This window comes from Rhizobium grahamii CCGE 502 (genome assembly GCF_000298315.2).
GTDB classification, from domain to species: Bacteria; Pseudomonadota; Alphaproteobacteria; order Rhizobiales; family Rhizobiaceae; genus Rhizobium; species Rhizobium grahamii.
The window spans coordinates 20,204-45,695 of sequence record NZ_AEYE02000029.1 but is presented as its reverse complement, the minus strand read 5'-3'; the positions used below and the strand labels follow the sequence as shown (position 1 = coordinate 45,695).

Genomic DNA, 25,492 nt, shown 5'->3' with positions numbered 1-25,492 from the left:
CTTTCCCAACAATCGCCTTACTTGAAGCCTTCGACCCGGTGGGGTACGTAAGGATCTTCGAGGGCCGCAACGTCCTCCGGCGCCAGCTTGACGGCGAGCGCCGCAACCGCATCGGTAAGGTGGTTGGCTTTCGATGCACCGATGATTGGTGCTGTCACCGCGCTCTTCTGCAGGATCCAGGCAGTGGCGATCTGGGCACGTGAAACACCATGTTTCTCGGCCAGCTTGCCGACGACACCAATGATGGCGCGATCGGCATCTTCCGCCTGCTTGTAGAGCGTCTTGCCGAATTCGTCGGTTTCGCTGCGAGCGGTTTTCTCGTCCCAGTCGCGCGTCAGCCGGCCGCGAGCAAGCGGGCTCCAGGGGATCACCGCGATCTTCTGATCCTGGCAGAACGGAAGCATTTCGCGTTCTTCCTCGCGATAAAGCAGATTCAGATGATCCTGCATGCTGACGAAGGGCGTCCAGCCGTTGGCGCGAGAGGTGTAGAGCATCTTAGCGAATTGCCAGGCATACATGGAGGAGGCGCCGATATAGCGTGCCTTGCCGGCCTTCACGACGTCATGCAGAGCTTCCAGCGTTTCCTCGATTGGCGTTGCATGATCGAAACGATGGATCTGATAAAGGTCGACATAATCGGTCCCGAGCCGACGCAGGCTGTTGTCGATCTCGTCGAAGATCGCCCTGCGCGAGAGGCCGGCGCCATTCGGGCCGGGACGCATGCGGTTGAAAACCTTGGTCGCGAGCACGATCTCGTCGCGCTTGGCAAAGTCGCGGATCGCCCGGCCGACAATCTCTTCGGACGATCCGTCCGAGTAGACATTGGCCGTGTCGAGAAAGTTGATGCCGAGGTCAAGTGCCTGCCGGATCAGCGCACGGCTTTCCTCCTCGCCAAGCGTCCAGCTGTGGTTGCCCCGGCCGGGCTCGCCGAAGGTCATGCAGCCCAGGCAGATTTTCGACACTTCCAGCCCGGTGCCGCCAAATTTGACGTAGTCCATGAAATTGCTCCAAAGATTCGATCGCTACCCAGCGCGCTCCTTGATCTAGCGCGGTAAGCGCGAAAGTGTTGGTTGCTCGCATAAAAGTTTTGTGACCGATCAGAGGGTCGTCCGCTGGTCTCGCGCTTGCGTCGGCGGAGTTTCGGGTGTTAGCTGTTGCAGCATTTGACTGGATTTTCGCCGATGAGACTGCCGCAGCGCGATCGCTATGAAGACCTCTACCGCGATTTCGCGTGGGACCTACCCGAGGACTTCAACATCGGCCGCGCGGTTAGCGACGAATGGGCCGAGCGAGCGCCGGATCGCGTCTGCCTCGAGCACTTCAGCCCCGATGGCAATCACCTCTCCATGACCTATCGGCAACTGGCGGATCGGTCCTCGTCGTTTGCCAATGCTCTGATGTCTTTGGGGGTAAAGAGAGGCGATCGGGTCGCTTTGCTTCTGCCGCAGTCTTTCGAAACTGTTATCGCTCATGTCGCGATCTACAAGATCGGCGCGATTGCACTGCCGCTGGCTTTGCTCTTCGGTGTCGAAGCATTGGAATACAGGCTGCGCACAGCGGGCGCTTCCGCCGTCATCACCAACAGGTTCGGACTCGACCGCATCAGCCACATACGCGAGCGACTGCCTGATCTGGCCGAAGTCATCTGCGTCGACGGCGATCGGCATCGCGTGCGATCGTTTGCGGCGTTGGTGGAAAGCCATCCGCCGGTCTTCGAGGTCGCGAAGACAGCGCCACACGATCCAGCGCTGATGATCTTCACGTCGGGAACGACAGGCCCGCCGAAAGGGGCATTGCACGGGCATCAGGTGCTGGCCGGGCACATACCCGGCATGCAGTTCGCCCATGAAGGCTTTCCGCAACCGGGCGACAAGGTCTGGACGCCTTCCGATTGGGCGTGGGCCGGCGGCTTGCTGAATGCGCTGTTGCCAAGCCTGCTGTTGGGTGTTCCCGTCGTCTCGTCACCGGCACAGAAATTCGATGCCGACATGGCGTATCGCATCATGGCTGAGATGAAGGTGCGCAATGGCTTCATCCCGCCGACGGCACTCCGACTGCTGAAGTCGGTACCGGACCCGCGTTCCAAGTACGACCTTGTATTGCGCACGATTGGTGCCGCGGGCGAGTCGCTCGGTGCGGAAACACAGGAGTGGGTCAAACGAACGCTCGGGATTACCGTCAACGAATTCTACGGCCAGACGGAGTGCAATTTCGTGCTCTCGTCGAATGCCGCGATGGGCGTCAGCCGTCCCGGCGCGATCGGTCGTCCTGTGCCCGGGCATAGCGTGGCGATTGTCAGCGAAGCAGGCGAAGAGCTTGCCGTCGGCGAAGCCGGGCAGATAGCCATCCGCCGGCCCGATCCCGTGATGTTTCTCGGATATTGGAACGACGCTGCCGCGACCGAGCGGAAATTCCTTGGCGACTGGCTGCTGACGGGCGATATCGGCCGACAGGATGCCGACGGATATGTGACGTTCTTCGGGCGGGATGACGATGTCATTACCTCCTCGGGCTACCGCATCGGGCCAGCGGAAATCGAGGACTGTCTGATCGGCCATCCGGCTGTGCAGCTGGCCGCGACGGTGGGCAAGCCGGATCCTGTCCGCACCGAGATCGTCAAAGCCTATGTCGTGCTAGCGCCGGGGTTCGAGGCGAGCGATCGGCTGGCGTCGGAGATCAGCGATTGGGTGAAACTGCGGCTCTCGATGCACGAATACCCGCGCGAGGTGGAATTCGTTACAGAACTGCCACTTACGACGACGGGCAAGGTTATCCGCCGCCTGCTCAGAGAGCGGGCCAGCGCCAGTTGAGACTTGTGTGATCAGGGCTTACTGAGGAGACTTGCCGCGCCGTGCAAGCGACATGATCTTTTGGCGCAGCATCTTCGCAACATTTCTCGTGCTGCTATACATGTGAAGCTGGGCGGCCACCTGGCGCACGTCGCGGTCACCATTCTGGGTAAGTCCGATCACCATGGTTCCCATGTCCTCGCGCTCCTGCCAGAAGCGGTCCATGATCGGATGGTTGGGAACGGCGCAGGAGTCCGAGCGCACGATGTTGGCGTCGTCGAGGTGCCATTCCGTCAGTTCACCCATCAGCAGCTTGCCCGGCGAATAGCGGGCGTAGGCTTCGTCATAGGCGGTCTTCCACGTGTAGGCTTCGCCCCCCATCATCAAAACCACCGTGGCGGCGATTGCCTTTCCATTGAAATCGATCGTGTGGATGCGGACGGCGTCGACGGCGGCGAGATTGGAAACGGCCTCACGGGCAAAGGCGGTGTGGTAGCGATCGGTGACGAGCGCGCTGCGCTTCTTGCCCTTCCAGCCGCCAGCCTCGAGCGCGAGGAACTCCTCGAAGCGCATGTGGACTTCGCGTGGTTGGCGGGCGACGCTGTAGACGACCGTGCCCTGCTCCTCGAGTAGGCGCCACTGCCTGCGCATCTCGCGCATATGCGACGCGGAAATCGAGCTGCGAAGATAAGCGACGGCGTCTTCCTCGCTTTGCAACATGGCGCGTTGATAGGGATTGGTGATCGTGATCGGCAGGTTGCGGCTGATGGCGACCGCCCTTGCCATACGGGCAAAGATGCCGTTCAGCCGGACATCCGGCAGCACGAGGATCTGCGGCAGGCGCAGGTCTTGATGGGTCAGGCCGTCATAGAGATTGTCCAGCGTCTCGCCTGCATCCTCGGCATCGATCAGCGGCGTGCCGAGCGGCGCGAAACTGTTCGACCAGACACGGACGATCGAGGGGCCGACGGCGAAGCCCGGCTTTTCGACAGAGAACGGCATGAGAAAGCGCATCCGGCTGCGGGCGTCGTTCTGGTCCCGCAACAGGGCGAAGCTGACCTGTCTCTCGTCCAGCCGTGGCATGGCGGGCGCAAGAAAGCGCCCGGTGAAGAAGACATTCGGCTCCATCGCGCGGTTGGACAGGAAATCGAGTTCTTCCTGCAGTTCGTAGCCGAGCTTGCCGGAGTAAAGGCAGAGCTCGCGACCCGGGCGGCCGATTTCAACACGCGCATCCGCTTGCGGCGTATCGAAATCGAGAGCCGCAAGCTCATGGACCATGCGGTTCGTCGTGACATCGGTCGTTTCGGTAGCTGGAGGATTGCGGACCATTTTGTCAGGCTTCCATGTCTGTTTTGGCCGGGGACGCGGCAAATGCGAAGAGCGCGATGCCAAGCGCCCGCCGGACGGCAAAATGCAGGAGGATGGCTTCCACGCCCATGGCGGAGGCCGTGGCGATCGCAGCGCCCTCGATGCCCAGTCTGGGGATGAAGTAAAGGTTGAGGCCGATATTCGCTGCAAGCGCCACGGCATAAAGCAGGACACACATGTTCTGTTTGCCCGCCATCATCAGCAACGTTTCAGCCGGTCCCACCAACGCTTTGGCAAGAATGCCCGCGAGCAGGATCGCCATCACGACGTAGCCCGCCGTGAAGGCGCCGCCAAAGAGCGAGAGCAGCAGGTGACCGGCAGCGACCACGGCAAGGCCGATGGCAAGCGCAGGCCAGAAAGTCCATCTTGCCGCGTCGATCGCAGCAGCGGCGAGCTGCTGGCGTGTCCCTTCCGCGATGAGGCTTGAAAAGCGCGGGCCGGAGGCCGCCTTCACCGAAAAATTGATGAAGTGGACGAGCGCCATCGTCTTGGCGGCGGCGAAATAGATCGCGACGTCGTGAGGTTCGAGGAAGATGCCGACGACGACCACGTCCGAATTGGTCAAAAGGAACCCAACGCCCTCGATGAGGAAGATTGGGAAAGCGACGCCGAGCCAACCGAGAAAATCGACCTCACGCGGACCTTCCTGGTAATGACGGCGCAACCGCAAAAGCGTTGCGACGTACTGCCCAACGGTGGTGACATAGGTGGCGACGAGCGCGGCCTGCATCGCCGTCATCGCGGTATGTGGCGCGCCGAGGCCGATCGCAGTCAGCATAAAGAGAATGATGAGCACGGGCCGGACGATGTAGGCAGGGCTCAACGCCATGACAGGCCAGTGATTGGCGCGCGACGTGCCTTCCAAAATGTCGCCGAGCGCGATCATCGGCATGGCGATCAGTCCGAGGAAGATCGGCATGACGTAGTAGCTCTCGATCCTGTCGCCGAAGACGTGCAGCGCGATCATGCCGACCGCAAGGGCGACCGTACCGGAAAGCAAGCCGAAGATGCGGGCGGTGCCGGTCAGCCCGCGGATCTTCTCAAAGGCTCCTGCTGCCTTGTATTGCGGCAGGAAGCGCACGATCGCGGTGTGGAAGCCGAGGCAGGAAAGATCGCCGAAAAGGACGATCAGGACCCAGACGAATACAAAGATTCCGTACTCGTATTCGCCCATGAGGCGTGCCAGTACGATTTGCGACAGAAAGGCGAGGGCAGCACTGACAATCCGAATGGAAAAGGCGGTCAGCGCCATGCGCTGTGCGGCAGCCTTGTCGCCACGTGCAGTCATGACGGCGGTGAGTGTGCGCAGCATACGGCTAGCCGCCGGGCGCAGACCCGCAGGCAGCATCTTTTCCGCCGTCTCAATGACCGCCATCACAAACACGCAAAACTCTTCAGGCAAATCTTCGGGGAAGTCTTGGCAGAACAGCGTTAAGAAACGGTTGTAGATGTGCGCCGCCCCTTAACGCGATGCGCTGTTTCCACAAAAGAAAATGCCGCCCGGAAAGGCGGCATTTTCAGAGCGTTTGCTGCTGGCCTTAAGCCTGTGCGAAGGCACCGTGGCAATGCTTGAACTTCTTGCCCGAGCCGCACGGGCAAGGCTCGTTGCGGCCAACGTGACCCCAGGTCGACGGATCGGCCGGATTGCGGTTTTCCGGGGCAACGGTCACTTCCGAAGCCAGGAAGGCCGGCGCAAAATCATCTTCGCCGGTATCCGGATCCAGATGATGCGCCTGCATGAACGGCGGTTCCGGCTCGGCTGGCGCCTGCTGTACGAGTTCGACGCGCATCAGCTGGGCAGTGACGGCTTCACGCAGGTTGTTGAGCAGCGAGGTGAAGAGCTCGAACGCTTCCGACTTGTATTCCTGCAGCGGATCCCGTTGAGCATAGCCTCGGAAGCCGATGACGGAGCGTAGGTGATCGAGGTTGACGATATGCTCGCGCCAGAGGTGATCGAGCGTCTGCATCACGATCGAACGTTCGACGTAGTGCATGATGTCGTCGCCAAAGCGTTCGGCCTTTTCGGTGAAGGCCGCATTCGATGCTTCCGTCAGGCGCTCACGGATGTTGTCCTCGCCGATGCCCTCTTCCTTCACCCAGTCCTCGACCGGCAGGTCGAGGTTGAGCAGAGCGGCGGTCCGCTCCTTCAGGCCGGCGGCGTCCCACTGCTCGGCGTAAGCGCGTTCCGGGATATGCTTTTCGACGAGATCATCGATGACCTCACGGCGCATGTCGGAGACAGTCTCGGAAATGTTTGCCGCTTCCATCAACTCGAGGCGTTGCTCGAAGATCACCTTGCGCTGATCGTTCAGAACGTCGTCGTACTTCAGAAGGTTCTTACGGATATCGAAGTTGCGGGCCTCGACCTTCTTCTGCGCACGCTCCAGAGCCTTGTTGATCCAGGGATGGACGATGGCTTCGCCTTCCTTGAGGCCGAGCTTCTGCAGCATTCCGTCCATGCGGTCGGAGCCGAAGATACGCATCAGGTCGTCCTGAAGCGACAGGTAGAACTTCGAGCGGCCAGGGTCGCCCTGGCGACCGGAACGGCCACGCAGCTGGTTGTCGATGCGGCGGCTCTCGTGGCGCTCGGTGGCGATGACATACAGGCCACCGGCGGCGAGCGCCTTTTCCTTGAGTTGCTTGATCTCCTCGCGGATCGCTTCGATCTTGACGTCACGCTCGGGACCGGGCTCGACCTCGCCAAGTTCGCGCTCGATACGCATGTCGAGGTTGCCGCCAAGCTGAATGTCGGTGCCGCGGCCTGCCATGTTGGTGGCGATCGTCACCGCGCCGGGCACACCGGCCTGGGCGACGATATAGGCTTCCTGCTCGTGGTAGCGGGCGTTGAGAACCTGGAAGTCCTTGAAGCCCTGCTTGCGCATCAGCTCGGCGAGAAGTTCCGACTTTTCGATCGAGGTGGTACCGACGAGAACCGGCTGGCCGCGCGTCTGCGCGTCTGCGATCTCGGCGATGATGGCCTTGTATTTCTCCTCGAACGTCCGGTAGACCTCGTCGTCCTCGTCGATACGCTTGATCGGCAGGTTGGTCGGCACTTCGACGACCTCGAGACCGTAGATGTTGCCAAACTCTTCGGCTTCCGTCTGCGCCGTACCGGTCATGCCAGCGAGCTTGCCGTACATGCGGAAGTAATTCTGGAAGGTGATCTGCGCCAGCGTCTGGTTTTCCGGCTGGATCGTCACCTTTTCCTTGGCTTCCAACGCCTGGTGCTGGCCTTCCGAGTAACGGCGGCCCGGCATCATGCGGCCGGTGAACTCGTCGATGATGACGATCTCGTCGTTGCGGACGATGTAGTCCTTGTCGCGCTGGAACAGCTTGTGTGCTTTCAAGGCGTTGTTAACGTGGTGGACGATCGCGACGTTTTCGATGTCGTAGAGCGAGGCGCCCTTCAGTAGGCCGGCCTGACGGAGCAGGTTTTCCAGCTTTTCCGTGCCTACTTCGGAGAAGTTGGCCGAGCGCTGCTTCTCGTCAATCTCGTAGTCGCCTTCGCTCAATTGCGGAATGAAGGTGTCGATCGTGTTGTAGAGATCGGAGCGGTCGTCGAGCGGACCGGAGATAATCAGCGGCGTGCGCGCTTCGTCGACAAGGATGGAGTCCACTTCGTCGACGATCGCGAAGTTGTGGCCGCGCTGGACCATCTGGTTCTTCTCGTATTTCATGTTATCGCGCAGATAATCGAAGCCGAGTTCGTTGTTGGTCGCGTAGGTGATGTCGCAGTTATAGGCAGCCGCACGCTCTTCGTCCGACAGGCCGTGAACGATGACGCCCGTGGTCAGGCCGAGGAAGCCGTAGATCTTGCCCATGGTCGCAGCGTCGCGGCGGGCGAGGTAGTCGTTCACCGTGACGACGTGCACGCCCTTGCCGGCGAGTGCGTTCAGATAAACCGGCAGGGTCGCGACAAGCGTCTTACCTTCACCGGTCTTCATCTCAGCGATGTCGCCATCATTGAGGATCATGCCGCCGATCAGCTGTACGTCAAAAGGTCGCATGCCGAGAACGCGGCGCGAAGCCTCGCGCACAACGGCGAACGCAGGCACAAGAATGTCGTCGAGCGTCTTGCCGTCAGCCAGCATCTTGCGGAATTCGACGGTCTGGGCAGCCAGTTGTTCGTCGCTCAAGGCCTTCGTTTTTTCTTCGATGGCGTTGATGGCTGCGACTTTCGGCTGGAAGGACCGCACGCGGCGATCATTGGCAGAGCCAAATATTTTGCGGGCTATACCGCCAAAGCTGACCATATGACTGGTCCTTTCTCAATAATATTCCCCGGCTTTTCTTATCCGCTGCCCAGCCGAATTTCAGGCACACGTCTCGAAACGCCAGGAAACTGTTCTGGACGCGAGGTTGCGTGACAGATAAGAGGGGGGTCGAATGATGTCAACGGATTTGGCTGATATACAAAGGCCACATTCCGGTGTTGATGGCTGTTTCAGGCTGGATTCACGACGTTGAAGCCGGTGGGTTTAACTGTGAAGGGTTATTTGATGTTGAACTACAACAAACTCGCTGTAATGGCGTTCGCAACCTTCGTTGCGTTCCAGGCGCCGGTACATGCGCAAGACAAGCCGGACCCAGTCGTTGCCAAGGTCGGCGACGTAGAGATCCACCAGTCGGATCTCGATCTGGCCGTCGCCAATCTCGACCCGCAGCTCGCACAGCTGCCCGACGACCAGAAGAAGGTCGCCGCCCTGTCCGCCGCCATCGACGTCAAGCTGCTGGCGCAGGATGCGATTGCCGAGAAGCTAGACCAGACCGCCGAATTCAAGAAGCGCATGCAGTATCTCGCCGATCGCGAGTTGCACAATGCCTACTTCAAGAAGCATGTCGTCGACACTGTCACCGACGATGAAGTCAAGGCACGCTATGACAAGGAAGTCGCTGCGCTCCCGAAGCAGGAAGAAGTGCATGCCCGCCACATCCTCGTGAAGACCGAGGACGAGGCCAAGGAAGTCATCAAGCAGCTCGACGCCGGCAAGAACTTCGCTGATCTGGCGAAGGAAAAGTCGACCGATCCGAACAAGGCTGACGGCGGTGATCTCGGCTATTTCACCAAGGGCCGTATGGTCAAGGAATTCGAGGTGGCTGCCTTCGCGCTTGACAAGGGTACCTACACCAAGACTCCGGTGAAGACCGATTTCGGCTATCACGTCATCCTCGTTGAAGATAAACGCGACGCTCCTCCGCCGGCCTTCGATCAGGTCAAGGATCAGGTTCGCCAGCTGGTGATGCGCGACAAGTACCTTGCACTTCTCGCCGCTGCCAAGGAAAAGTCGAAGGTCGACATTACCGACGAAGCGCTGCGCAAGGGCTATGACGACGCCAACAAGCAGCCGCAGCCGGGCGACGAACCGCCCGCCGCGCAGCCGCAGCAGTAAGATCCAAAGTTTAGGGCCCGGTTCTTCCGGGCCCTTCACTATCGCAGTTGTCGTATTTCCGCAGGGCGAGCCGGCTTATATTTCGCCCTGAAAATCCTTCCAGCCACCAGGTCGATCGCCATGTCCGGTTCCGTTTCTCCGCTCGCTCCGAAATCCTATGCCGCCGTGCCCGCCTTGCGCGGCGTGCGCATGGCCACTGCATCGGCCGGCATCAAGTACAAGAACCGCACCGACGTGCTGATGATGGTGTTCGACAAGCCCGCAGCGGTCGCCGGCGTCTTTACGCGTTCGAAGTGCCCCTCCGCACCGGTCGATTTTTGCCGCGCAAACCTGCCGCATGGCACCGCACGCGCCGTCGTCGTCAATTCCGGCAATGCGAATGCCTTTACGGGCCTGAAAGGTCGTGAGGCGACTGCCTTGACGGCGAATTCGGCAGCGGCTGCCGTTGGCTGCGGCGAGAACGAGGTTTACCTCGCGTCCACCGGCGTCATCGGTGAACCGTTGGATGCTACGAAGTTTGCCGGTGTTCTCGATCAAATGCATACGGACGCAACCGGCGACTTCTGGTTCGAGGCCGCCAAGGCGATCATGACCACCGATACCTATCCGAAGGTCGCCACCCGCAGCGCGGAGATCGGCGGCGTGAAGGTGACGATCAACGGCATTGCCAAGGGCGCCGGCATGATCGCTCCCGATATGGCGACCATGCTTTCCTTCGTGGTCACCGATGCCGATATCGCTCCCGCCGCCCTGCAGGCGCTCCTGTCTGCGGGTGTTGATCCGACGTTCAATTCAATGACGGTGGACAGCGACACCTCGACCTCCGACACGCTGATGCTGTTTGCTACCGGCGCGGCTGCCGAAGATGGTCAAGTTCGTGCCGAGAAGGCCGATGACGCGCGCCTGGCCTCATTCCGCGCTGCGCTCAATGATCTTCTCAAGGATCTTGCGCTGCAGGTCGTGCGCGACGGCGAGGGCGCCACCAAGATGCTGGAGATCACCGTCACCGGCGCCGAAAGCGATGCGGCTGCGAAGAAGATCGCATTGTCGATCGCCAATTCGCCGCTGGTCAAGACCGCGGCTGCCGGTGAAGACGCGAATTGGGGCCGTATTGTCATGGCCGTCGGCAAGTCCGGGGAGATGGCCGACCGCGACCGGCTGGCGATCTGGTTCGGCGATGTGCGTGTTGCCGTCAATGGCGAGCGCGACGCCGGCTATTCCGAAGAAGCGGCAACCAACGTCATGAAGAAGCAGGATATTCCTGTGAAGGTCGACATCGGTCTCGGAAACGGCACCGCTACGGTCTGGACGTGCGACCTTACAAAGGAGTATGTCGCCATCAACGGTGACTACCGGAGCTGATCTTTCATTGACCGAAACGTTACTCAAGAAGCCAAATCTGCCGCTCGTGCGCAGGCTGGAGGCCGTCGGCTTCCGCGCCTGGCCGGCCTCGTCCGTACAGTATGACGGCAGCTGGCAGGTGCGGCTAACCGCGGGACATCCATCCAACCGGCTGAACTCGATCGTGCCGCTCGATCCTTCGGATCATCGCGATGTCGAGATCCGACTGGCGAAGGCAAGTCGCAAGTTCGAGGCCTATGGTCGTCCGGCGGTCCTTCGTCAGACGCCACTTGCTTCGCCGGTGCTGATCAACCTTATTCGGGCGCAGCAATGGGCATCCTTCGACGAGACGATCGTGATGACCTGCGATCTTGCCCATGCGGAGCTGCCTGATACGCTCGATCATTTGCCGACCCATGACATAGGCCGCTTCGTGGACGCCAATCTGGCAACCGACGGCGTCTCGTCCAAGCTGAAGCCGGCGCTCGCAGAGATCATCAACGCGATCAAGCCGCCATCCGGGCTCTTCATGATTGAAGACACGCAAACCGGCCCACTTGCGACGGTTCTTTGCGTTCAGGACAATGACCTTGCCGGCATTATGTCGCTTTCCGTCGCCAGGGAGCGCCGCCGCGAGGGGCTTGGGATGGAAATCCTGACCTCCGCATTGCGCTGGGCCAGAATGCGTAGTGCCCGTTCGGCGTGGTTGCAGGTGAAAGCGACGAACGCTCCAGCTTTGGCGCTTTACGAGCGACTCGGCTTCCAAGAGGCCTACCGCTATTCCTATTGGCGGCAGGAGCCGTCGCGATGAGTGACGCCACGCCCGCCCGAAACATCCTTCTTGTTGCCGCTTGCGCCCTGATCGATTCGGACGGACGCATCCTGCTGGCGCAACGCCCCGAGGGAAAATCACTTGCCGGACTTTGGGAGTTCCCCGGCGGCAAGGTCGAGCCGGGCGAGACGCCCGAGGAATCTCTGGTGCGTGAGCTGCATGAGGAACTGGGGATCACGACGAAGATCGCCTGCCTGGCGCCGCTCAGCTTCGCGAGCCATACCTATGAGAAATTCCACCTTTTGATGCCGCTCTATGTCTGCCGGCGGTACGAAGGAATTCCGCATGGGAAAGAGGGGCAGGCGTTGAAGTGGGTGAAGCCGCAAGCGCTACGCGACTATCCGATGCCGCCCGCGGACGAGCCGCTCATTCCGATCTTGCAGGATTTACTTTAGGAACTTCTGATTATTATTCCGCAAGCGTCCAATTTGGGTGTGGATATTAATCGATCGTTTAACACCTTCTGCCAAATATCGGCCTCAATCAAGCAACTGGCGTGTGTGTAGAAGGCTTGACGCATGGACGACGATTTCTGGAAAGCTGTGAGAGAGAAACAGCAGACCTCGACTGGCTCTAGCAGGACGGGGGCGCTGAACATCGCGCTGCTGTTCGGCACGGCTGTTGTAGCCTTGACCTTGATCTTGACGCCGATGCTTGCCGACAAGTCCAAGTCGAGCGTTTTTGCGAGCGCGCCATCTGAATTCGATACAATGACGACCGGCTCAATTCCGAAGACTGAGAACGGCAAACGCTACACGATCCGCCGGAGCGTCCTTCAGGAGACACCTGGTTCGGTCTGCGTCGTTCAGGGATACGGAAGCGGGGTTGGCTGCTGACACTGACGTTGTTGCTGCGGCAGCCGCAACGTGTTTGACGACTGCCGCTTGATCGCTGAGGTGGGCAATGCAAAAAGTAAGGGCATTTCTGGCTGACATCCGCGGCGCAACCGCAATTGAGTATGGCTTGATTGCGTCGCTGGTCGCGATGGCCATAATCGTCGGGTTTGGAGCGCTCAGCGGCAACCTCGCCAACCTCTTTGTTAACGTCGGCAACTATCTGAAATTGCCGAACTAGGAAAAAGCTGTCGCTACTGCTTCAGCTTATGCTCTTCGACCTTCAATGCGTCGGCGAGCCTGACTTTCGCCGATCCGGGACGAAGCGGCTTTTGCTGGCTTTCGTGCGGTGCCCAGCCAGAGACATAGATGATCGAGAAGGTAGCTCGGATCCTGCCATCCGCGTCGGCGTAGCGCTCTGCATAGATCTCTGCCGCACGCAAGAAGAAGGTGCGCGTTAAGGGCTTGCGGCTGCGCGCGACGAGCGGATTGGTCATCCCCATCGCCCGCAAGTCCTTCATGAGCGGGAAAATCGAGTCGTAACGCACCGTATAAGTCTCGGCATCGATGACGGGAAGGGCAAAGCCTGCGCGCTGCATCAGTCCGCCGACATCTCGCACATCAGCAAAGGGAATCACCCGCGGACTCGCGCCCCCGGTAAGCTCGATCTCCGTTGCCAGCAGTACGTCGCGCAACTCCTGCAACGTCCCCGCCCCTGGGATCGCGGCAAGAAAGAGACCATCGGCTTTCAAAGCGCGGCGAATCTGGATGAAGACGCCTGGGGTGTCGTTCGTCAGGTGAAGGCTGAGCGGTGCCAGCACGAGGTTCGCGGATTGCGGCTCGAGAGGAACCTCTTCGAGGCCAGCCTCAACAAAGGCTTCCTCAGGTCTCGCGTAGGCCTGCTCAGCCTCGACCCGTGTCAGTTGCTCGATCTTGCCGGTCGCAATCGCTGCACGCGCCGCAGCACCCGTGGCACCATGGAGTTCGACGGCATGGTCGAACGTCCGTTCAACCACCGCGAGGCGCTCGCCCAATTCTTCTGCGGCGATATCAAGGAGAAACGTCGCCTTCGGGTCATGGTTGAGAAGCGCGCGATGCCGGTTTGCAGCAATCCGGGGCTGGTCGAAGATGATATCCATGGGCAGTGCATAGTCCCACGAACCGGGTGTCGCAAGGCGATTTTCTCCAGACGCAAAACGCGCTAGTCTTGCGTAACGGGTTGAGGGGCAGATGGGATTTAGGGGATTACGATTGCCCGCGGAGTTGAATGGGGCGCTCCTGACGCGTCCCTTCCAGCTTGTGGCCGACCTCGTCTATCCGCCGGGATGCGTGGTCTGCGGTGTCACGACCGGCCGCCACAGCGGCCTATGCCCGACATGCTGGTCTGGCCTGCGCTTCATCGAGCGGCCCTATTGCGAGGTGTTGGGCGTGCCATTCTCGCACGATCTGGGCTCGGGTATCCTCAGTGCCGAGGCGATTGCCAATCCTCCGCCTTTTGACCGACTTCGATCCGCTGCTTTTCATGACGAGCCGGTGCGTCAGTTGGTGCATGGCCTGAAATATCGCGACCGAACAGATCTCGCGCCGATGATGGCCGGATGGATGTTAAGGGCAAGTGACGGAATGGTCGAGCGGTGCGACGCCATCTTGCCGGTGCCGTTGCATCGGAGCCGAATGTTCTCACGCAAATTCAATCAAGCGGCCGAACTGGCTCGTCATCTCGCACAGCAATCCGGGAAGGCGCTGCTGCCCGCGACGCTGTTACGCATCAAACGGACCCGCCCGCAAGTGGGGCTCGGCGCAAAGGCCCGCGAGGAGAATGTTCGCGGTGTCTTCGCGATCGCCAAGGCGCGGGACAACGACGTCTTCGGCAAGCGGCTCGTCCTTGTTGACGACGTCTACACGACCGGCGCCACAGTTGCCGCGGCAGCCAGGGTTCTGCGCAAGGAGGGGGCGGCCGATATCACGGTTTTGACCTTTGCAAGGGCTCTTTCAGAAACTATATGACGAAAAGATAACTTGTATTCTGTCTGGAGTCCTTATGGCACCCGTCACTATCTATACGCGCCAAGCCTGCGGCTATTGCGTGCGCGCCAAGTCGCTGTTGTCCGAAAAGGGCGTCGATTTCGTCGAGCACGACGCGACCTTCGCACCTGATCTCCGCCAGGAAATGATCGGCAAGTCCAACGGCCGTACGACGTTTCCGCAGATTTTCATTGGTGAGCAGCATGTGGGCGGATGCGATGATCTCTACGCGCTGGATCGCGCCGGCGAGCTCGATCCGCTGCTCGCGGCCTAAGGAAGAGAAATGACGTTCAGGGCTGCTGCCATTCAGATGTGTTCCGGTGTCGATCCCGAGAGGAACGCGGCGGCGATGGTGCGCCTCGTTCGTGAGGCGGCCAGTCGGGGTGCGACCTATATACAGACGCCGGAAATGACCGGCATGCTGCAGCGTGACCGGGCCGCCGCCAGGGCTGTGCTGCGCGACGAGGGCAACGACGTCATCGCTCGCACTGGTTCGGAGCTCGCCAGAGAGCTGGGCATCTTCATGCATGTGGGGTCGACCGCGATCGCTCTGGATGACGGCAAGCTCGCAAACCGCGGCTTTCTCTTTGGTCCCGACGGCAAGATCCTCAATCGCTACGACAAGATCCATATGTTCGATGTCGATCTCGACAATGGCGAAAGCTGGCGCGAGAGCGCGGCATACCGCCCGGGATCGGAGGCGCGTGTGTTGTCGCTGCCCTTTGCCGAAATGGGTTTTGCGATTTGCTATGACGTCCGCTTCCCGGCGCTTTTTCGTGCGCAAGCTGTCGCCGGAGCCGAAGTGATGACGGTTCCGGCTGCCTTTACGAAGCAGACTGGCGAAGCGCATTGGGAAATCCTGCTGCGGGCGCGCGCAATCGAGAATGGCGTTTTCGTTGTCGCTGCCGCTCAGGCCGGTCGCCACGAGGATGGGCGTGAAACGTTCGGTCACTCGATGATCGTTGATCCATGGGGCAGGGTGCTGGCGTCAGCCGGTCCGGAGGGCGAAGCCGTTATCATCGCCGACATTGACCCCTCTGCCGTCAAGGCTGCGCATGACAAGATTCCGAACCTGAAGAACGGTCGCGATTTCTCTATTGAGAGGGTTGCGGGGGCAGTCGCAGGAGGCGTCGCGGCTTGATCCGTTATTCTCTGCGTTGTGAAAATGCCCATGAGTTCGAAGGCTGGTTTTCCGAAAGCGCCGATTTCGATCGCCAGATCGCGTCCGGCTTCCTGACCTGTCCTAGCTGCAATTCGGCGTCGATCTCCAAGCTCCTGATGGCGCCCTCGGTATCGACCGCGCGCAAGAAGGACGAAATGCAGACGCTGGCGATGGATACGATGCGTCGGGATGCATTTCAAAAGCTGAAAGAGACCGTAGCGACAATCAAGGCCAATTCCGAGGACGTCGGTACGCGATTTCCCGAGGAGGCCCGCAAGATCCACTACGGAGAAAGCGACGCTCGCGGGATCATCGGACAGACGACAGCGGATGAGGCGCAGGCGCTTCTGGACGAGGGCATCGAGATCGCTGCCCTACCTGTTTTGCCTGACGACGTGAACTGACGAGCGCTAAAAGGCTCTTAATGCGCGCTGTAGGCGCCGTCGACGAGATGGTAGCTGCCGGTGACGAAACTCGCCTGCTCGGACAATAGGAAGCAGACCAGCGCCGCCACTTCCTCAGGCATGCCGCGCCTTCCCATGGGCTGCAGCGCCTCCATGCGCCGGCTGCTTGCAATGTCGCGATGTTCGGACGAGAGCGGCGTTTCGATCCAGCCTGGGCCGACTGCATTGATGCGAATGCCAAGGCGCGCATATTCGATCGCGGCTGCCTTGGTCAGGCCGACGACGCCGTGCTTCGCTGTCGTATAGGCGCATGCGAATGGCAACGCGACGGCGCCGAGAACGGATGACACGTTGACGATCGCGCCGCCGCCACCCAACATGGCGCCGATCTCGTATTTCATGCAGTAGAAAACGCTATTGAGATTGACGTCCATCAGTTTCTGCCAGTTGTCGAGCGGGTAGTCGCCGGTTGCCTTCCGCACGCCATCGACGCCGGCATTGTTGACGGCAAGATGCAGGCCGCCGCAGGTCTCGACAACCGCCCCAATCAGCTTTTCTACGGCTGCGGCATCGGTCACATCGACAGCAAAATGGCGCGATAGGCCTCCTTGGGCACGAATCTCATCGGCAACGCACTCCGCTGCCTCGGCATTGATGTCTGCGACGACGACCTGCGCGCCTTCCTCAGCCAAACGCCGCGAGATGGCCGCGCCAATGCCAGATCCAGCTCCGGTGACAAGCGCTACTTTTCCTTCAAAACCAAGGTTCATCGTTTCCTGTTATGCTCCCCTCCGGCAAGGCAAATGCAAACCTGGGCAGCACATCCTCCCTAAATCCCCTGATGCGCCGGCGCGCGTAACCGGCTCAAATTAGCTTTTTGACGCTTGCTACCGCAAGAGGCGCCTGCCAACGCGATACCGTTATGAAGGAATTATACAACGATAGGATGGTTTCTGCATGGTCGGGATTGGCCGAACGGCCGATTAACGCGCGCATATGCTATTTGTGGAGGCCTCAAATTCTCTGTGGGGTTGAGGCTTGGCCTGAAAACCACGGAATGCTAAAGGAAGGAAGTAGGGCTCACCAATCTTAGCAGGTAACAATGGATAACGACGACCATATTACGCGCCGTGGCCTTGTCTTGGGCTGTGTCGCTTTGATGACCTCTGGATGCACTACGGCGAGCTGGCCGATAGGGAATCCGTTCTCCTCGACGGGTTCTCCCATCCGTCGGCGGGAAGTTGCATATTCGGGCAGCGAGCAGCCCGGCAGCGTCGTCGTCAACACCTATGAGCGTCGTCTATACTACGTCGAGGGCGAAGGCCGCGCGACACGTTACGGTGTTGCCGTCGGTGAGGAAGGCCTCACGCTGAAGGGCAGCGCCGTTGTTGGCCGGAAGGCTGAATGGCCATCGTGGACGCCGACGGCGAGCATGATCGAACGCAAGCCGCGTTTGGCGCAATACGCAGGTGGTGTTCCCGGCGGCGAGAACAATCCTCTTGGTGCGGCTGCGCTTTATCTCTACCGCGGCGGGCAGGATACTTATTTCCGAATCCACGGGACAAACGAACCATGGCTGATCGGGCAGGCGGTGTCTAATGGTTGTATCCGTATGACCAATGAGGACATCGTTCATCTCTACGGGCGGGCACCCGTCGGGACGCCAGTTTTGGTCATATGATACTTACATTTTGTAACGATATTGCCACCGTCTGTTAGCTTTGCGCGTCGCTTGCGCGACGTGGGGGTAAGGTGTGCCCTTTCTGCACTTGGCTTGGGGCTATTTTACCGCTATTAGTAGAATCGTTGCCTTCGATAACCTATTCCATGCTAACGGAGAGGACTACTTTGATGAGCAGAATCCTAATCATGTGCCTGGTTGCGTTGTTTTCCGTTTCGAGCCTGACGGCTTGCGGAGCAGTTGGTAAGGGCAAGGGGAAGGCCCCGCCACCGGTGGCAGAAGCCCCGATCACCAAGTAACATCTGATCTTTGAGTTAGGGGGAGGGACTTCGTGGCCCCTCCCCCGAATCGTTTGTCGGAGCCGGGCCGCCTCTGCGCAAATGCGCAACCCTAGGCTGGCATTTTGCTTGAGGGTCCGTGCTCATTCGATGTCGGAGATAAAGCGTAACGATGACGCTTGCAAAAGGCCCCCTTTTCCTCCTGGTTCTCACCGCTCTCGCACTCACATCTTGCCAATCGGACGACAAACCGCCGCAGCCGAGGTTCACTTCGGATGCCAGCGGTTCGCAAGTCGGTAAGGCCTCCCAGCGCGAAGGCCAGTATTTCATCGAGTTCCGTTCACGCTATGCGCTGACCTATGGCCATACCTATGCGGTCTTCGGACGCCTGAACAAGGCCGGCGGGATGATCAATCCGCAGGTTGCCGGGCTTGCGCCGGCTTCTGCTGACGCTGCGCCTTACGTTCTCGGGCATTTCATTCCCGTTCCGGCTACGACCGGGGCGACGGATGGTGACCTTGAAGAAGCCTACCGTTCGGCAAGTTGGCGCATTCTGCTCACCGAGGCTGAGTACAACAAAACCGTCGCTTTCATTCGCCAATTGCAGGCAAAATCGAAGTTGTGGCAGGCCACGGTCGACAATTGCAACAATTTCGTCGGCGAGATTGCAGGTTCCATGGGATACAAGACGCCGAGCATCTGGCTTCGTCCGCAAGAGTTCATTACAAAGCTACGAGAAATGAATACGTGAGTGCGAAGCGAGCCGATCGGGTCATCGCCTTCGCATGATCGACGAAGGGACTCCGGTGATCTGAATTGAGCGTTGCTGTCATTGGTAAAATCGTGTGGGTGCTTGGCATCATCGCCTGGTATGCCATTCGTTACCCCTCGGAACGCCGCGCGAGGCGCACAAAGGTCGTTAGCGACCGTCGCTCTGGCGTGGAAATTGTTGGCCTTTCGGTCGCATTGCTCGGCCTTGCCTTTATCCCGGGCTTCTACGTCGCGACTGGGAAGCCGGAAGCTGCCGACTATCCGGCGCATTTGTGGGCGGTGATCATTGGTGCAGTCTTGTTTTTCTCGGCCATGTGGGTCTTCCGCAGGACCCACAAGGCGCTCGGCCGGAACTGGTCGATCTCCCTGCAGATACGCGAAAAGCACGAATTGATTTCCCACGGTCCCTACGCGCTCGTCCGCCACCCGATGTATACGTCCTTTATGCTCATGGCGCTCGGCCAGGCGTTTCTGCTGGCTAATTGGGTGGTTGGGCTGGCTGGGGTGATCGGCTTTGCAGTCCTCTTCTTTCTGCGGGTGGACAAGGAAGAGCGGATGATGCTCGAGATCTTCGGGCCGGAGTATCGCGCCTACATGGACCGGACAAAGCGAATCATCCCCTACATCTATTAGAGGACGCATGATGCGGGGACGTGCCATCAAGCTTTCGCCATCGCGGCGTCTCGTCGGGGACCTGATGAGGTTTTCGATCGGTGTGCCGCGCGTCACGGTTCAGAGGCAGATGAATCTCGGGCCGCTGCAACAGGCGAGAATGGCACAACAGACCAAGACATCGTGGACGGTGTTGTTTCTGAAAGGCTATGCGCTTCTCAGCCAGGACGTTCCGGAACTGCGGCGTGCGTATGTCAAGTTGCCCAGGCCGCAGCTCTATGAGTATCCGGTCAGTGTTGCCTCTGTTGCGCACGAGCGGGAGCATGACGGCGAGCGGATCGTTCTGCTGAGTACGATGAAGGATCCTGAGCATCAGTCCATCGCGGAAATCGAGGAACACTTCCTTGCCGCCAGATCGAAACCCATCCACGAGATTAAGGAGTTTCGCCGGGCACTGAAATTTGCCCGCGCGCCTGGCCCTATCCGCTGGCTGCTGATGTGGCTCGGGTTGAACCTTGGACGACAGCGCGGGCGACGCTTCGGCACATTCCAGTTGTCGGTCTATTCGGGCCTCGGAGCAGAATCCCTGAACCCACTGACGCCGCTAACCACCATTTTCAACTATGGGCCGATTTCGGACGACGGGACAGTCACGGTCCGCATCCACTATGACCACCGAGTGATGGATGGTGCAAACGTGGCGCGTGCCCTGGTTCGCTTCGAGAGCATCCTCAACGGCGCGATCGCCGATGAGGCCCGCGGTCTGGCCTCGAGTAGCGTGATCGCCGGTGAGATTGTGTCTGGAACGGTATCATGATCGAAGAGCAGCGTGAAACATTGCGCCCCGCCGTCGTCGTCGTCGGTGGGTCCCGGGGCATCGGCCGGGCAATTGCGAAGGTGGCTGCACGAGACGGGACGGCCGTCGTCCTTGTTGCACGGTCGCTGGATGGACTGGCTGCCGCGGCGAGCGATGTGAAAGAGGCGGGAGGCCAGGCATTCATGTTTTCGCTTGACCTGCGTGCAACCGACGCATCGGCACAATTGAAGGAATTCCTGGCTTCCAACGGCCTGTTTTGTGAGGTGCTGGTCAACAGCGCTGGCTATGGTTTGCGTGGGGCAGCAACGACGCTTCCTATTACCGACCAGCTCGGCATGGTCGACCTCAACATCCGCGCACTGACGGATATGACGCTGAATTTTCTGCCGGGAATGGTAGCGCGCGGGCGTGGCGGCGTACTCAATCTCGGTTCCATTGCCGGGTTTACTCCCGGTCCGAACATGGCGCTGTACTATGCCAGCAAAGCTTTCGTCCGCTCGTTTTCGGAGGCTTTGTATCAAGAGGTGAAATCGACCGGCGTGACGGTTACCTGCGTTGCGCCCGGGCCTGTGGCAACCGAGTTTCTTGAGAGTTCCGGCGCCGGTCGGGCCGCGCTGTTCAAGATCCTGCCGAAGCTCAGCGCCGACTACGTCGCCGAGCGCGCCTGGCGTGGATTTAAGTCCGGCCGTCGCCTGGTAGTGCCGGGCCTGTCGGCAAAGCTAGTGGCCTTCGTGGCGTCGTCGCTGCCATCGGCGGTGAAGGTGCCACTGATCGGTCGTCTGCAACGGCGCAGTCGCGACTTGTGTCCTTGCGGTTCGGGCAAGCCTTTCAAGGAGTGTTGCGGCTCGCGAGAGGGACGCCGGGCAAGCGCCTGATCGTGGATGTTATGGGCCGGCGCGTTTCGCCAGCAACATATAGTTCACGTCCATGTCCTTCGACAGATTCCACTGGTTTGACAGCGGATTGAAGAACACACCGGTGCGGTCGATAATCGTGAGGCCATTTTCCGTGACAGGCTTTTCGATCTCTTCTGGACGGACCAGCTTCTCGTATTGATGCGTGCCCCGCGGCAGCCACCGCAAGATGTTCTCGGCTGCAAAGATGGCGAGTGCGGCCGCCTTCATCGTCCGGTTGATCGTTGCGACGAACATCAAGCCACCGGGGCGAACCATCTTGGCGCAGGTGCTGAGGAAGAAATCGACGTCTGCGACGTGCTCGACGACCTCCATGTTTAGAACGATGTCAAAAGTCTCGCCAGCCTCTGCAAGCTGCTCGGCGGTAACTGCACGGTAGTCAACGGCAACGCCGGAAGCCTTTGCATGCGTCGAGGCGATTCCGATATTCTTTTCAGACGGATCCGCACCGACGACGGTTGCTCGCATCCGTGCGACTGGCTCCGAGAGGAGACCGCCGCCGCAACCGATATCCAGAACGCGAAGCCCTTCGAGCGGCCTTGCGCTGCGAACATCGCGGCCGAAGGTCTCGGCTGCCTTGTCGCGGATATAGGTGAGCCGGACGGGATTGAATTTGTGCAGCGGCCTGAACTTCCCCGTGGGGCTCCACCATTCCGCAGCCATTGCCGAGAAGCGGTCCACTTCGTCCTGGTCGATCGTGCTCTTTGCCGCTTCGCTCATATTTCCGTTCCTTCATTCGTTCTGAGTGAAGTCGGACGAAGTGTCGACGAAGTCAAGGGCTGGGCGTAGACGCTGCGTCATAAGCAACCCCAAGACGAGGCGAGAAAACGCTCGGCCTACACCAAGAAGATGAGGAGACGTTAAAGTTAACAATATGCTAATATAAAAAAAGTTTGTTGGGGGGCGGTCATGTTTCGCTTCTGTGGTGCTGTCGCTGCAGGTGTTTTTGCTGCGTTGTTTGGCCCGATGACGGCGTTTTCCGCCGAGCCGGTTGGTCAGGCGACATTGATCCGGACCGAGGTTTCGGGCGAGACCGGCCCACTGGTGGTGCGATCGCCTGTTCACAGAGACGAGCGTATAAAAACATCATCCTCGGGCCTTGGGCAGTTCATATTCAAGGACGGGACGAAGCTTGCCGTCGGTGCTGGCTCGACGGTTGTGATCGACAAGTTCGTTTACGATGATTCCGCTTCCGTGAAGCGGCTTTCGATCAAGGCGGCGAAAGGCACGTTCCGGTGGATCAGCGGCAATTCGGCATCGTCCGCCTACTCGATCGTAACTCCGGCAGGGACCATTGGTGTACGTGGTACCGCCTTTGACTTCTACGTCGGACCCAACGGGACGACTGCCATCGTGTTGCTGAGTGGTGCGGCGAGTTTCTGCGGTCCGGGTGGCTGTCGTCAGCTGCGTCAGCAGTGCGACTGCGTGGTTGCAACTCGCGGCGGCAGGATGACCGATCCTAGCAAGGTCGACCGTCGTACGCTGCAGACGCTGAGCAATCCACGCGCGCTGCCGTTCCTCTCCGGTGATCAGCAACTTTCCGGGGTGCTCGGCGGCATTCGTACGAGCTGCGGGCTGGCATCCTTGCGACAGGACCACCAGGATCGACCACAGCCGCAGCGGCAGCAGCAACCGACTCCACAAGCCCCCGCGCCGGCGCCACCTCCACCCGCACCTCAGCCGACCCCTCAGGCACCTCAGGCACCTCAAGCGCCAGAGCCACAGCAGCAGCCGCCGGACACGCCGGATCCGCCCGACGAGCCGGACAAGCCCGACCATCATCACCACCACCATCACGACCGGGATCACCACGGGCGCGACCACCACGACCGTGACCATCGCGGACATGGCGGTGACGACAGGGATCGAGATCGCGGCGGTCGCTATGGTGGCGGAGGCCGAAGCGGCAATTATTAGAGTTCGGGATGCACCTTGGCCTCGTGCGGTAGGCCCACGTGCGTGCCGTCATGATTGCCGCTGGGACTGTCACGGAAGTGGTCGGCCCGGCGCCCGAGACGGCTGTAGAACTGCGGCAGCGTCGCCGTTAGCTCCGCCGCCTTGAGCTTGGCGACGTGGAGCATCTTTCGGCTTTCCGCCGAATGGGTGCGCAGCGCCACAACGAGCTCTGTGTGGATGCGTTGCATGTCGGCGAAAGCACTCGAACTGCGAACCTCATCGCCGCCTACGACGGCATAGAGCCGCGCCCGGCTGCTTTTGCCCTTCAGTCCGAGCAGACCCGCGTCGAGCAGTGCGAAGTGCGGCAGTTCCGCGGCTGTGTTTTCCGAAACGAGGATATCGAAGCCGACCTCCTTGCAGGCGGATTCGATGCGCGCAGCGACGTTGACGGCATCACCGACCGCGGAATAGTTGAAACGTGTCTCGGCTCCCATATTGCCCACACAGGCAAGCCCCGTGTGAATGCCGATGCCGATGCCCACCTGATAGTCGGGGCCGAAGCCGAAGGCATCCGACGCGTTGAGCGAGGCAAGAGTGTCACGCATGGCAAGGGCGGCGCGAACCGCCTTGGCAGGATGGTTTATGACATCCACCGGGGCATTCCAGAAAGCCATGATCGAGTCACCGATGAACTTGTCGAGCGTGCCTTCGTTGGCGGTCACATGACGGCTGAGGGCGTCGAGCAGCGTATTCAGAAAGCGGACGACCTCGGCGGGCTGGAGCCGCTCGCTGAGTTCGGTGAAGCCGCGCACGTCAACGAACATCACGGTCAATTCGCGGTCATCGCCTCCGAGGCGCAGAGCATTGCGGGTGTGCTCGATCCTGTAGAGAAGCGAGGGCGAGAGATATTGCCCGAAGGCTCGGCGGACTTCACGCCGCTCGCGGTTGATGACGAGGATGCGAAACGAGGTGGCGGCGAAATGGATAATCGAGCCGGCAATGATCGGAGCCAGCGGATCCAAAAGCAGGCCCCAGGCCGAGAAGGCAAACCAGGAGGCGGCGAGCGCCAGCGTCGTGATACACAGGCCGCAAGCGAGTGCCACGGCCGGGCTGACGAAGGTCGTCAGCACGACCAGGATCGTGCCCAGTACGGCAATTGCGAGAATTTCCATTCCGTCCGCCCAGTCCGGTCGGGAGAGAAAGTGGCCGGACAGGATCTGTTCGACGGTCTGGGCGTGCATGGAGACACCCGGAACGTTCTGGCCGAGGGCGGTCGTGCGAATGTCCTGCAGACCGGCGGAGGACGTGCCGACGAAGACGATGCTTCCTTCGATAGCGGCAGCAACCTGTGGATCGACACCCTGTGGCGAAAGAATCTTGCCGGCGGAAATGTAGCGGTCAGCAATATCGGGGCTGGTGTAAAGCCACAGCTCCCCGCTCGCCGTAACCGGCACGACGAACTCGCCAATCTTGACCGATGTCAGCGTGTCGGGAGCCTCGGGAGCGGCCGCCAGTATATAGGTCGAGGCGCCTTGGGCGACGCGCAGGGCTTCGATCGCCAGATTCGGATAGAGTTGTTCGCCGTCGGTCAGAAAGAGAGGGACCTTGCGAACGACTGCGGAGGGATTGCCTGGATTGAGGCTGATATGGCCGAGACCCGTGGCATTGATCTGCAACTGCGGGCGTATCGGCGTTGCCGCGTCGAGGCGGGGAGGAGCGTGGAGAGGGCTCTCGCCGGTAAAGGCGAAGCCCGCCTTGACCGGTGGTCGATAGTTGCCCTCGGTCGTCAGGCCGAAGCCGAGCACCACCGGACGTCCGGCGATCGCCTCGGCGAAAAGCTCGTCATTGTCCGGCAGCCGGCTCAGCAGGCTAGGGTCGACACCGGCGACATCACGCATGACGGTGCGTGGCGAGAGACGGTCCGGCTCGGCGAACAGCACGTCGAAGGCGATCGCAGCTGCGCCCATGTCCGACAGTCGCTGCACGAGAAGGGCGAGCCGGTCGCGCGGCCAGGGCCACTGGCCGAATTCCTTGAGCGAGGCTTCGTCGATGTCGATGATACGGACCGGCGTCGGCTCGAAGGCGCGCGGGGAAATGCGCTGGTATTCGTCGAAGGTGATGTCACGGATCTGCCGCAGAAGCGGCGGATCGCTTGCCCGCAGCATCGTGAAGGCCGCGACAATGGCAAGGCCGATGATAACGCCGATTTGCTGCGCACGCGTCATGATCCGATCGAGGCCCTCGCGCCGGAGACCTGGCGGCACAACAGGACCGGAGCAAGCAAGCCTCCGTCAGCGCGTTTCCAGGCAAGTCTAGGCTGCCTTTTTCTGACACACTATGCAATGGCGAAGGCTGCGATGACCGCCGCGAGACCCGGCA

Annotated in this window: 26 protein-coding genes; 18 read left to right on the top strand and 8 right to left on the bottom strand. The window is 60.3% G+C overall.

The window, feature by feature from the left end:
- Positions 1 to 17: 17 nt before the first annotated feature.
- Positions 18 to 998, bottom strand: a complete 981-nt coding sequence (locus RGCCGE502_RS21980; protein ID WP_016556400.1) for an aldo/keto reductase — start codon at positions 996 to 998, stop codon at positions 18 to 20.
- Between the two features lie 183 nt (positions 999 to 1,181).
- Here RGCCGE502_RS21980 and RGCCGE502_RS21975 point away from each other — a divergent pair, with 183 nt between their 5' ends.
- Positions 1,182 to 2,810 (top strand): AMP-binding protein, encoded by a 1,629-nt coding sequence (locus tag RGCCGE502_RS21975; RefSeq protein WP_016556399.1) that lies wholly within the window; start codon positions 1,182 to 1,184, stop codon positions 2,808 to 2,810.
- Between the two features lie 18 nt (positions 2,811 to 2,828).
- Here the strand turns inward: RGCCGE502_RS21975 and RGCCGE502_RS21970 are convergent, their stop codons facing one another.
- The 3 genes from RGCCGE502_RS21970 to secA all read right to left on the bottom strand — a co-directional run bounded on the left by RGCCGE502_RS21970 (position 2,829) and on the right by secA (position 8,410).
- Positions 2,829 to 4,118 carry a GNAT family N-acetyltransferase gene (locus RGCCGE502_RS21970; protein WP_016556398.1) on the bottom strand — a complete coding sequence of 430 codons (1,290 nt, stop codon included), beginning with the start codon at positions 4,116 to 4,118 and terminating at the stop codon, positions 2,829 to 2,831.
- Positions 4,119 to 4,122: 4 nt separating this feature from the next.
- Entirely contained in the window at positions 4,123 to 5,532 is a 1,410-nt protein-coding gene (locus RGCCGE502_RS21965) for a lipopolysaccharide biosynthesis protein (RefSeq protein ID WP_016556397.1), read from the bottom strand.
- A gap of 163 nt (positions 5,533 to 5,695) precedes the next feature.
- Complete coding sequence (gene secA / locus RGCCGE502_RS21960; protein ID WP_016556396.1) at positions 5,696 to 8,410, bottom strand: preprotein translocase subunit SecA; 2,715 nt, start codon at positions 8,408 to 8,410, stop codon at positions 5,696 to 5,698.
- A 246-nt stretch (positions 8,411 to 8,656) separates the two neighbouring features.
- On the opposite strand from secA, the gene RGCCGE502_RS21955 reads away from it, so the two are divergent.
- The 6 genes from RGCCGE502_RS21955 to RGCCGE502_RS21930 all read left to right on the top strand — a co-directional run bounded on the left by RGCCGE502_RS21955 (position 8,657) and on the right by RGCCGE502_RS21930 (position 12,794).
- Entirely contained in the window at positions 8,657 to 9,547 is an 891-nt protein-coding gene (locus tag RGCCGE502_RS21955) for a peptidylprolyl isomerase (RefSeq protein WP_016556395.1), read from the top strand.
- A 120-nt stretch (positions 9,548 to 9,667) separates the two neighbouring features.
- Complete coding sequence (gene argJ / locus RGCCGE502_RS21950; protein WP_016556394.1) at positions 9,668 to 10,909, top strand: bifunctional glutamate N-acetyltransferase/amino-acid acetyltransferase ArgJ; 1,242 nt, start codon at positions 9,668 to 9,670, stop codon at positions 10,907 to 10,909.
- Entirely contained in the window at positions 10,878 to 11,699 is an 822-nt protein-coding gene (locus RGCCGE502_RS21945) for a GNAT family N-acetyltransferase (RefSeq protein ID WP_051158720.1), read from the top strand. The genes argJ and RGCCGE502_RS21945 overlap by 32 nt, the downstream gene beginning before the upstream one ends.
- Positions 11,696 to 12,115 carry an 8-oxo-dGTP diphosphatase MutT gene (gene mutT / locus RGCCGE502_RS21940; RefSeq protein WP_016556392.1) on the top strand — a complete coding sequence of 140 codons (420 nt, stop codon included), beginning with the start codon at positions 11,696 to 11,698 and terminating at the stop codon, positions 12,113 to 12,115. The genes RGCCGE502_RS21945 and mutT overlap by 4 nt, the downstream gene beginning before the upstream one ends.
- A 123-nt stretch (positions 12,116 to 12,238) precedes the next feature.
- Positions 12,239 to 12,556 carry a hypothetical protein gene (locus RGCCGE502_RS21935; protein WP_016556391.1) on the top strand — a complete coding sequence of 106 codons (318 nt, stop codon included), beginning with the start codon at positions 12,239 to 12,241 and terminating at the stop codon, positions 12,554 to 12,556.
- A 67-nt stretch (positions 12,557 to 12,623) separates the two neighbouring features.
- Entirely contained in the window at positions 12,624 to 12,794 is a 171-nt protein-coding gene (locus RGCCGE502_RS21930; protein ID WP_016556390.1) for a Flp family type IVb pilin, read from the top strand.
- Between the two features lie 13 nt (positions 12,795 to 12,807).
- Here RGCCGE502_RS21930 and RGCCGE502_RS21925 read toward each other — a convergent pair whose 3' ends face one another.
- Positions 12,808 to 13,692 (bottom strand): methyltransferase domain-containing protein, encoded by an 885-nt coding sequence (locus RGCCGE502_RS21925; RefSeq protein WP_016556389.1) that lies wholly within the window; start codon positions 13,690 to 13,692, stop codon positions 12,808 to 12,810.
- A 112-nt stretch (positions 13,693 to 13,804) separates the two neighbouring features.
- Here RGCCGE502_RS21925 and RGCCGE502_RS21920 point away from each other — a divergent pair, with 112 nt between their 5' ends.
- The 4 genes from RGCCGE502_RS21920 to RGCCGE502_RS21905 are packed head-to-tail and all read left to right on the top strand — an operon-like array spanning position 13,805 to position 16,144.
- Positions 13,805 to 14,560, top strand: a complete 756-nt coding sequence (locus RGCCGE502_RS21920; protein ID WP_016556388.1) for a ComF family protein — start codon at positions 13,805 to 13,807, stop codon at positions 14,558 to 14,560.
- Between the two features lie 34 nt (positions 14,561 to 14,594).
- On the top strand, positions 14,595 to 14,852 hold the full coding sequence (gene grxC, locus RGCCGE502_RS21915; RefSeq protein ID WP_016556387.1) for a glutaredoxin 3: 258 nt from the start codon (positions 14,595 to 14,597) through the stop codon (positions 14,850 to 14,852).
- Positions 14,853 to 14,861: 9 nt separating this feature from the next.
- Complete coding sequence (locus RGCCGE502_RS21910; protein ID WP_016556386.1) at positions 14,862 to 15,719, top strand: carbon-nitrogen hydrolase family protein; 858 nt, start codon at positions 14,862 to 14,864, stop codon at positions 15,717 to 15,719.
- Positions 15,716 to 16,144 (top strand): DUF1178 family protein, encoded by a 429-nt coding sequence (locus RGCCGE502_RS21905; protein ID WP_016556385.1) that lies wholly within the window; start codon positions 15,716 to 15,718, stop codon positions 16,142 to 16,144. Before RGCCGE502_RS21910 ends, RGCCGE502_RS21905 begins: the two co-directional genes overlap by 4 nt.
- A 17-nt stretch (positions 16,145 to 16,161) precedes the next feature.
- Here the strand turns inward: RGCCGE502_RS21905 and RGCCGE502_RS21900 are convergent, their stop codons facing one another.
- Complete coding sequence (locus RGCCGE502_RS21900) at positions 16,162 to 16,914, bottom strand: SDR family NAD(P)-dependent oxidoreductase (protein ID WP_016556384.1); 753 nt, start codon at positions 16,912 to 16,914, stop codon at positions 16,162 to 16,164.
- 332 nt (positions 16,915 to 17,246) lie between these two features.
- Here RGCCGE502_RS21900 and RGCCGE502_RS21895 point away from each other — a divergent pair, with 332 nt between their 5' ends.
- The 6 genes from RGCCGE502_RS21895 to RGCCGE502_RS21875 all read left to right on the top strand — a co-directional run bounded on the left by RGCCGE502_RS21895 (position 17,247) and on the right by RGCCGE502_RS21875 (position 21,178).
- Positions 17,247 to 17,825 (top strand): L,D-transpeptidase, encoded by a 579-nt coding sequence (locus RGCCGE502_RS21895; RefSeq protein ID WP_016556383.1) that lies wholly within the window; start codon positions 17,247 to 17,249, stop codon positions 17,823 to 17,825.
- 170 nt (positions 17,826 to 17,995) lie between these two features.
- A complete protein-coding gene (locus tag RGCCGE502_RS35705; RefSeq protein WP_037075964.1) occupies positions 17,996 to 18,124 on the top strand; it encodes a hypothetical protein in 129 nt (42 codons plus the stop codon).
- A gap of 151 nt (positions 18,125 to 18,275) precedes the next feature.
- Positions 18,276 to 18,854, top strand: coding sequence for a hypothetical protein (locus RGCCGE502_RS21890; protein WP_016556382.1), 579 nt, complete (start codon positions 18,276 to 18,278; stop codon positions 18,852 to 18,854).
- A gap of 65 nt (positions 18,855 to 18,919) precedes the next feature.
- A complete protein-coding gene (locus RGCCGE502_RS21885) occupies positions 18,920 to 19,507 on the top strand; it encodes a protein-S-isoprenylcysteine O-methyltransferase (RefSeq protein WP_016556381.1) in 588 nt (195 codons plus the stop codon).
- A 10-nt stretch (positions 19,508 to 19,517) separates the two neighbouring features.
- The gene (locus tag RGCCGE502_RS21880; protein ID WP_016556380.1) at positions 19,518 to 20,303 is read left to right on the top strand and encodes a hypothetical protein; all 786 of its coding nucleotides are present in this window, start codon (positions 19,518 to 19,520) and stop codon (positions 20,301 to 20,303) included.
- The gene (locus tag RGCCGE502_RS21875; protein ID WP_016556379.1) at positions 20,300 to 21,178 is read left to right on the top strand and encodes an SDR family NAD(P)-dependent oxidoreductase; all 879 of its coding nucleotides are present in this window, start codon (positions 20,300 to 20,302) and stop codon (positions 21,176 to 21,178) included. Before RGCCGE502_RS21880 ends, RGCCGE502_RS21875 begins: the two co-directional genes overlap by 4 nt.
- A 9-nt stretch (positions 21,179 to 21,187) precedes the next feature.
- Here the strand turns inward: RGCCGE502_RS21875 and ubiG are convergent, their stop codons facing one another.
- Positions 21,188 to 21,937, bottom strand: coding sequence for a bifunctional 2-polyprenyl-6-hydroxyphenol methylase/3-demethylubiquinol 3-O-methyltransferase UbiG (ubiG, locus tag RGCCGE502_RS21870; protein ID WP_016556378.1), 750 nt, complete (start codon positions 21,935 to 21,937; stop codon positions 21,188 to 21,190).
- A 189-nt stretch (positions 21,938 to 22,126) separates the two neighbouring features.
- Here ubiG and RGCCGE502_RS21865 point away from each other — a divergent pair, with 189 nt between their 5' ends.
- Entirely contained in the window at positions 22,127 to 23,134 is a 1,008-nt protein-coding gene (locus tag RGCCGE502_RS21865; protein ID WP_016556377.1) for a FecR family protein, read from the top strand.
- Here the strand turns inward: RGCCGE502_RS21865 and RGCCGE502_RS21860 are convergent.
- A complete protein-coding gene (locus RGCCGE502_RS21860; protein ID WP_040675500.1) occupies positions 23,131 to 25,338 on the bottom strand; it encodes a CHASE2 domain-containing protein in 2,208 nt (735 codons plus the stop codon). The genes RGCCGE502_RS21865 and RGCCGE502_RS21860 overlap by 4 nt on opposite strands.
- Positions 25,339 to 25,492: the final 154 nt, after the last annotated feature.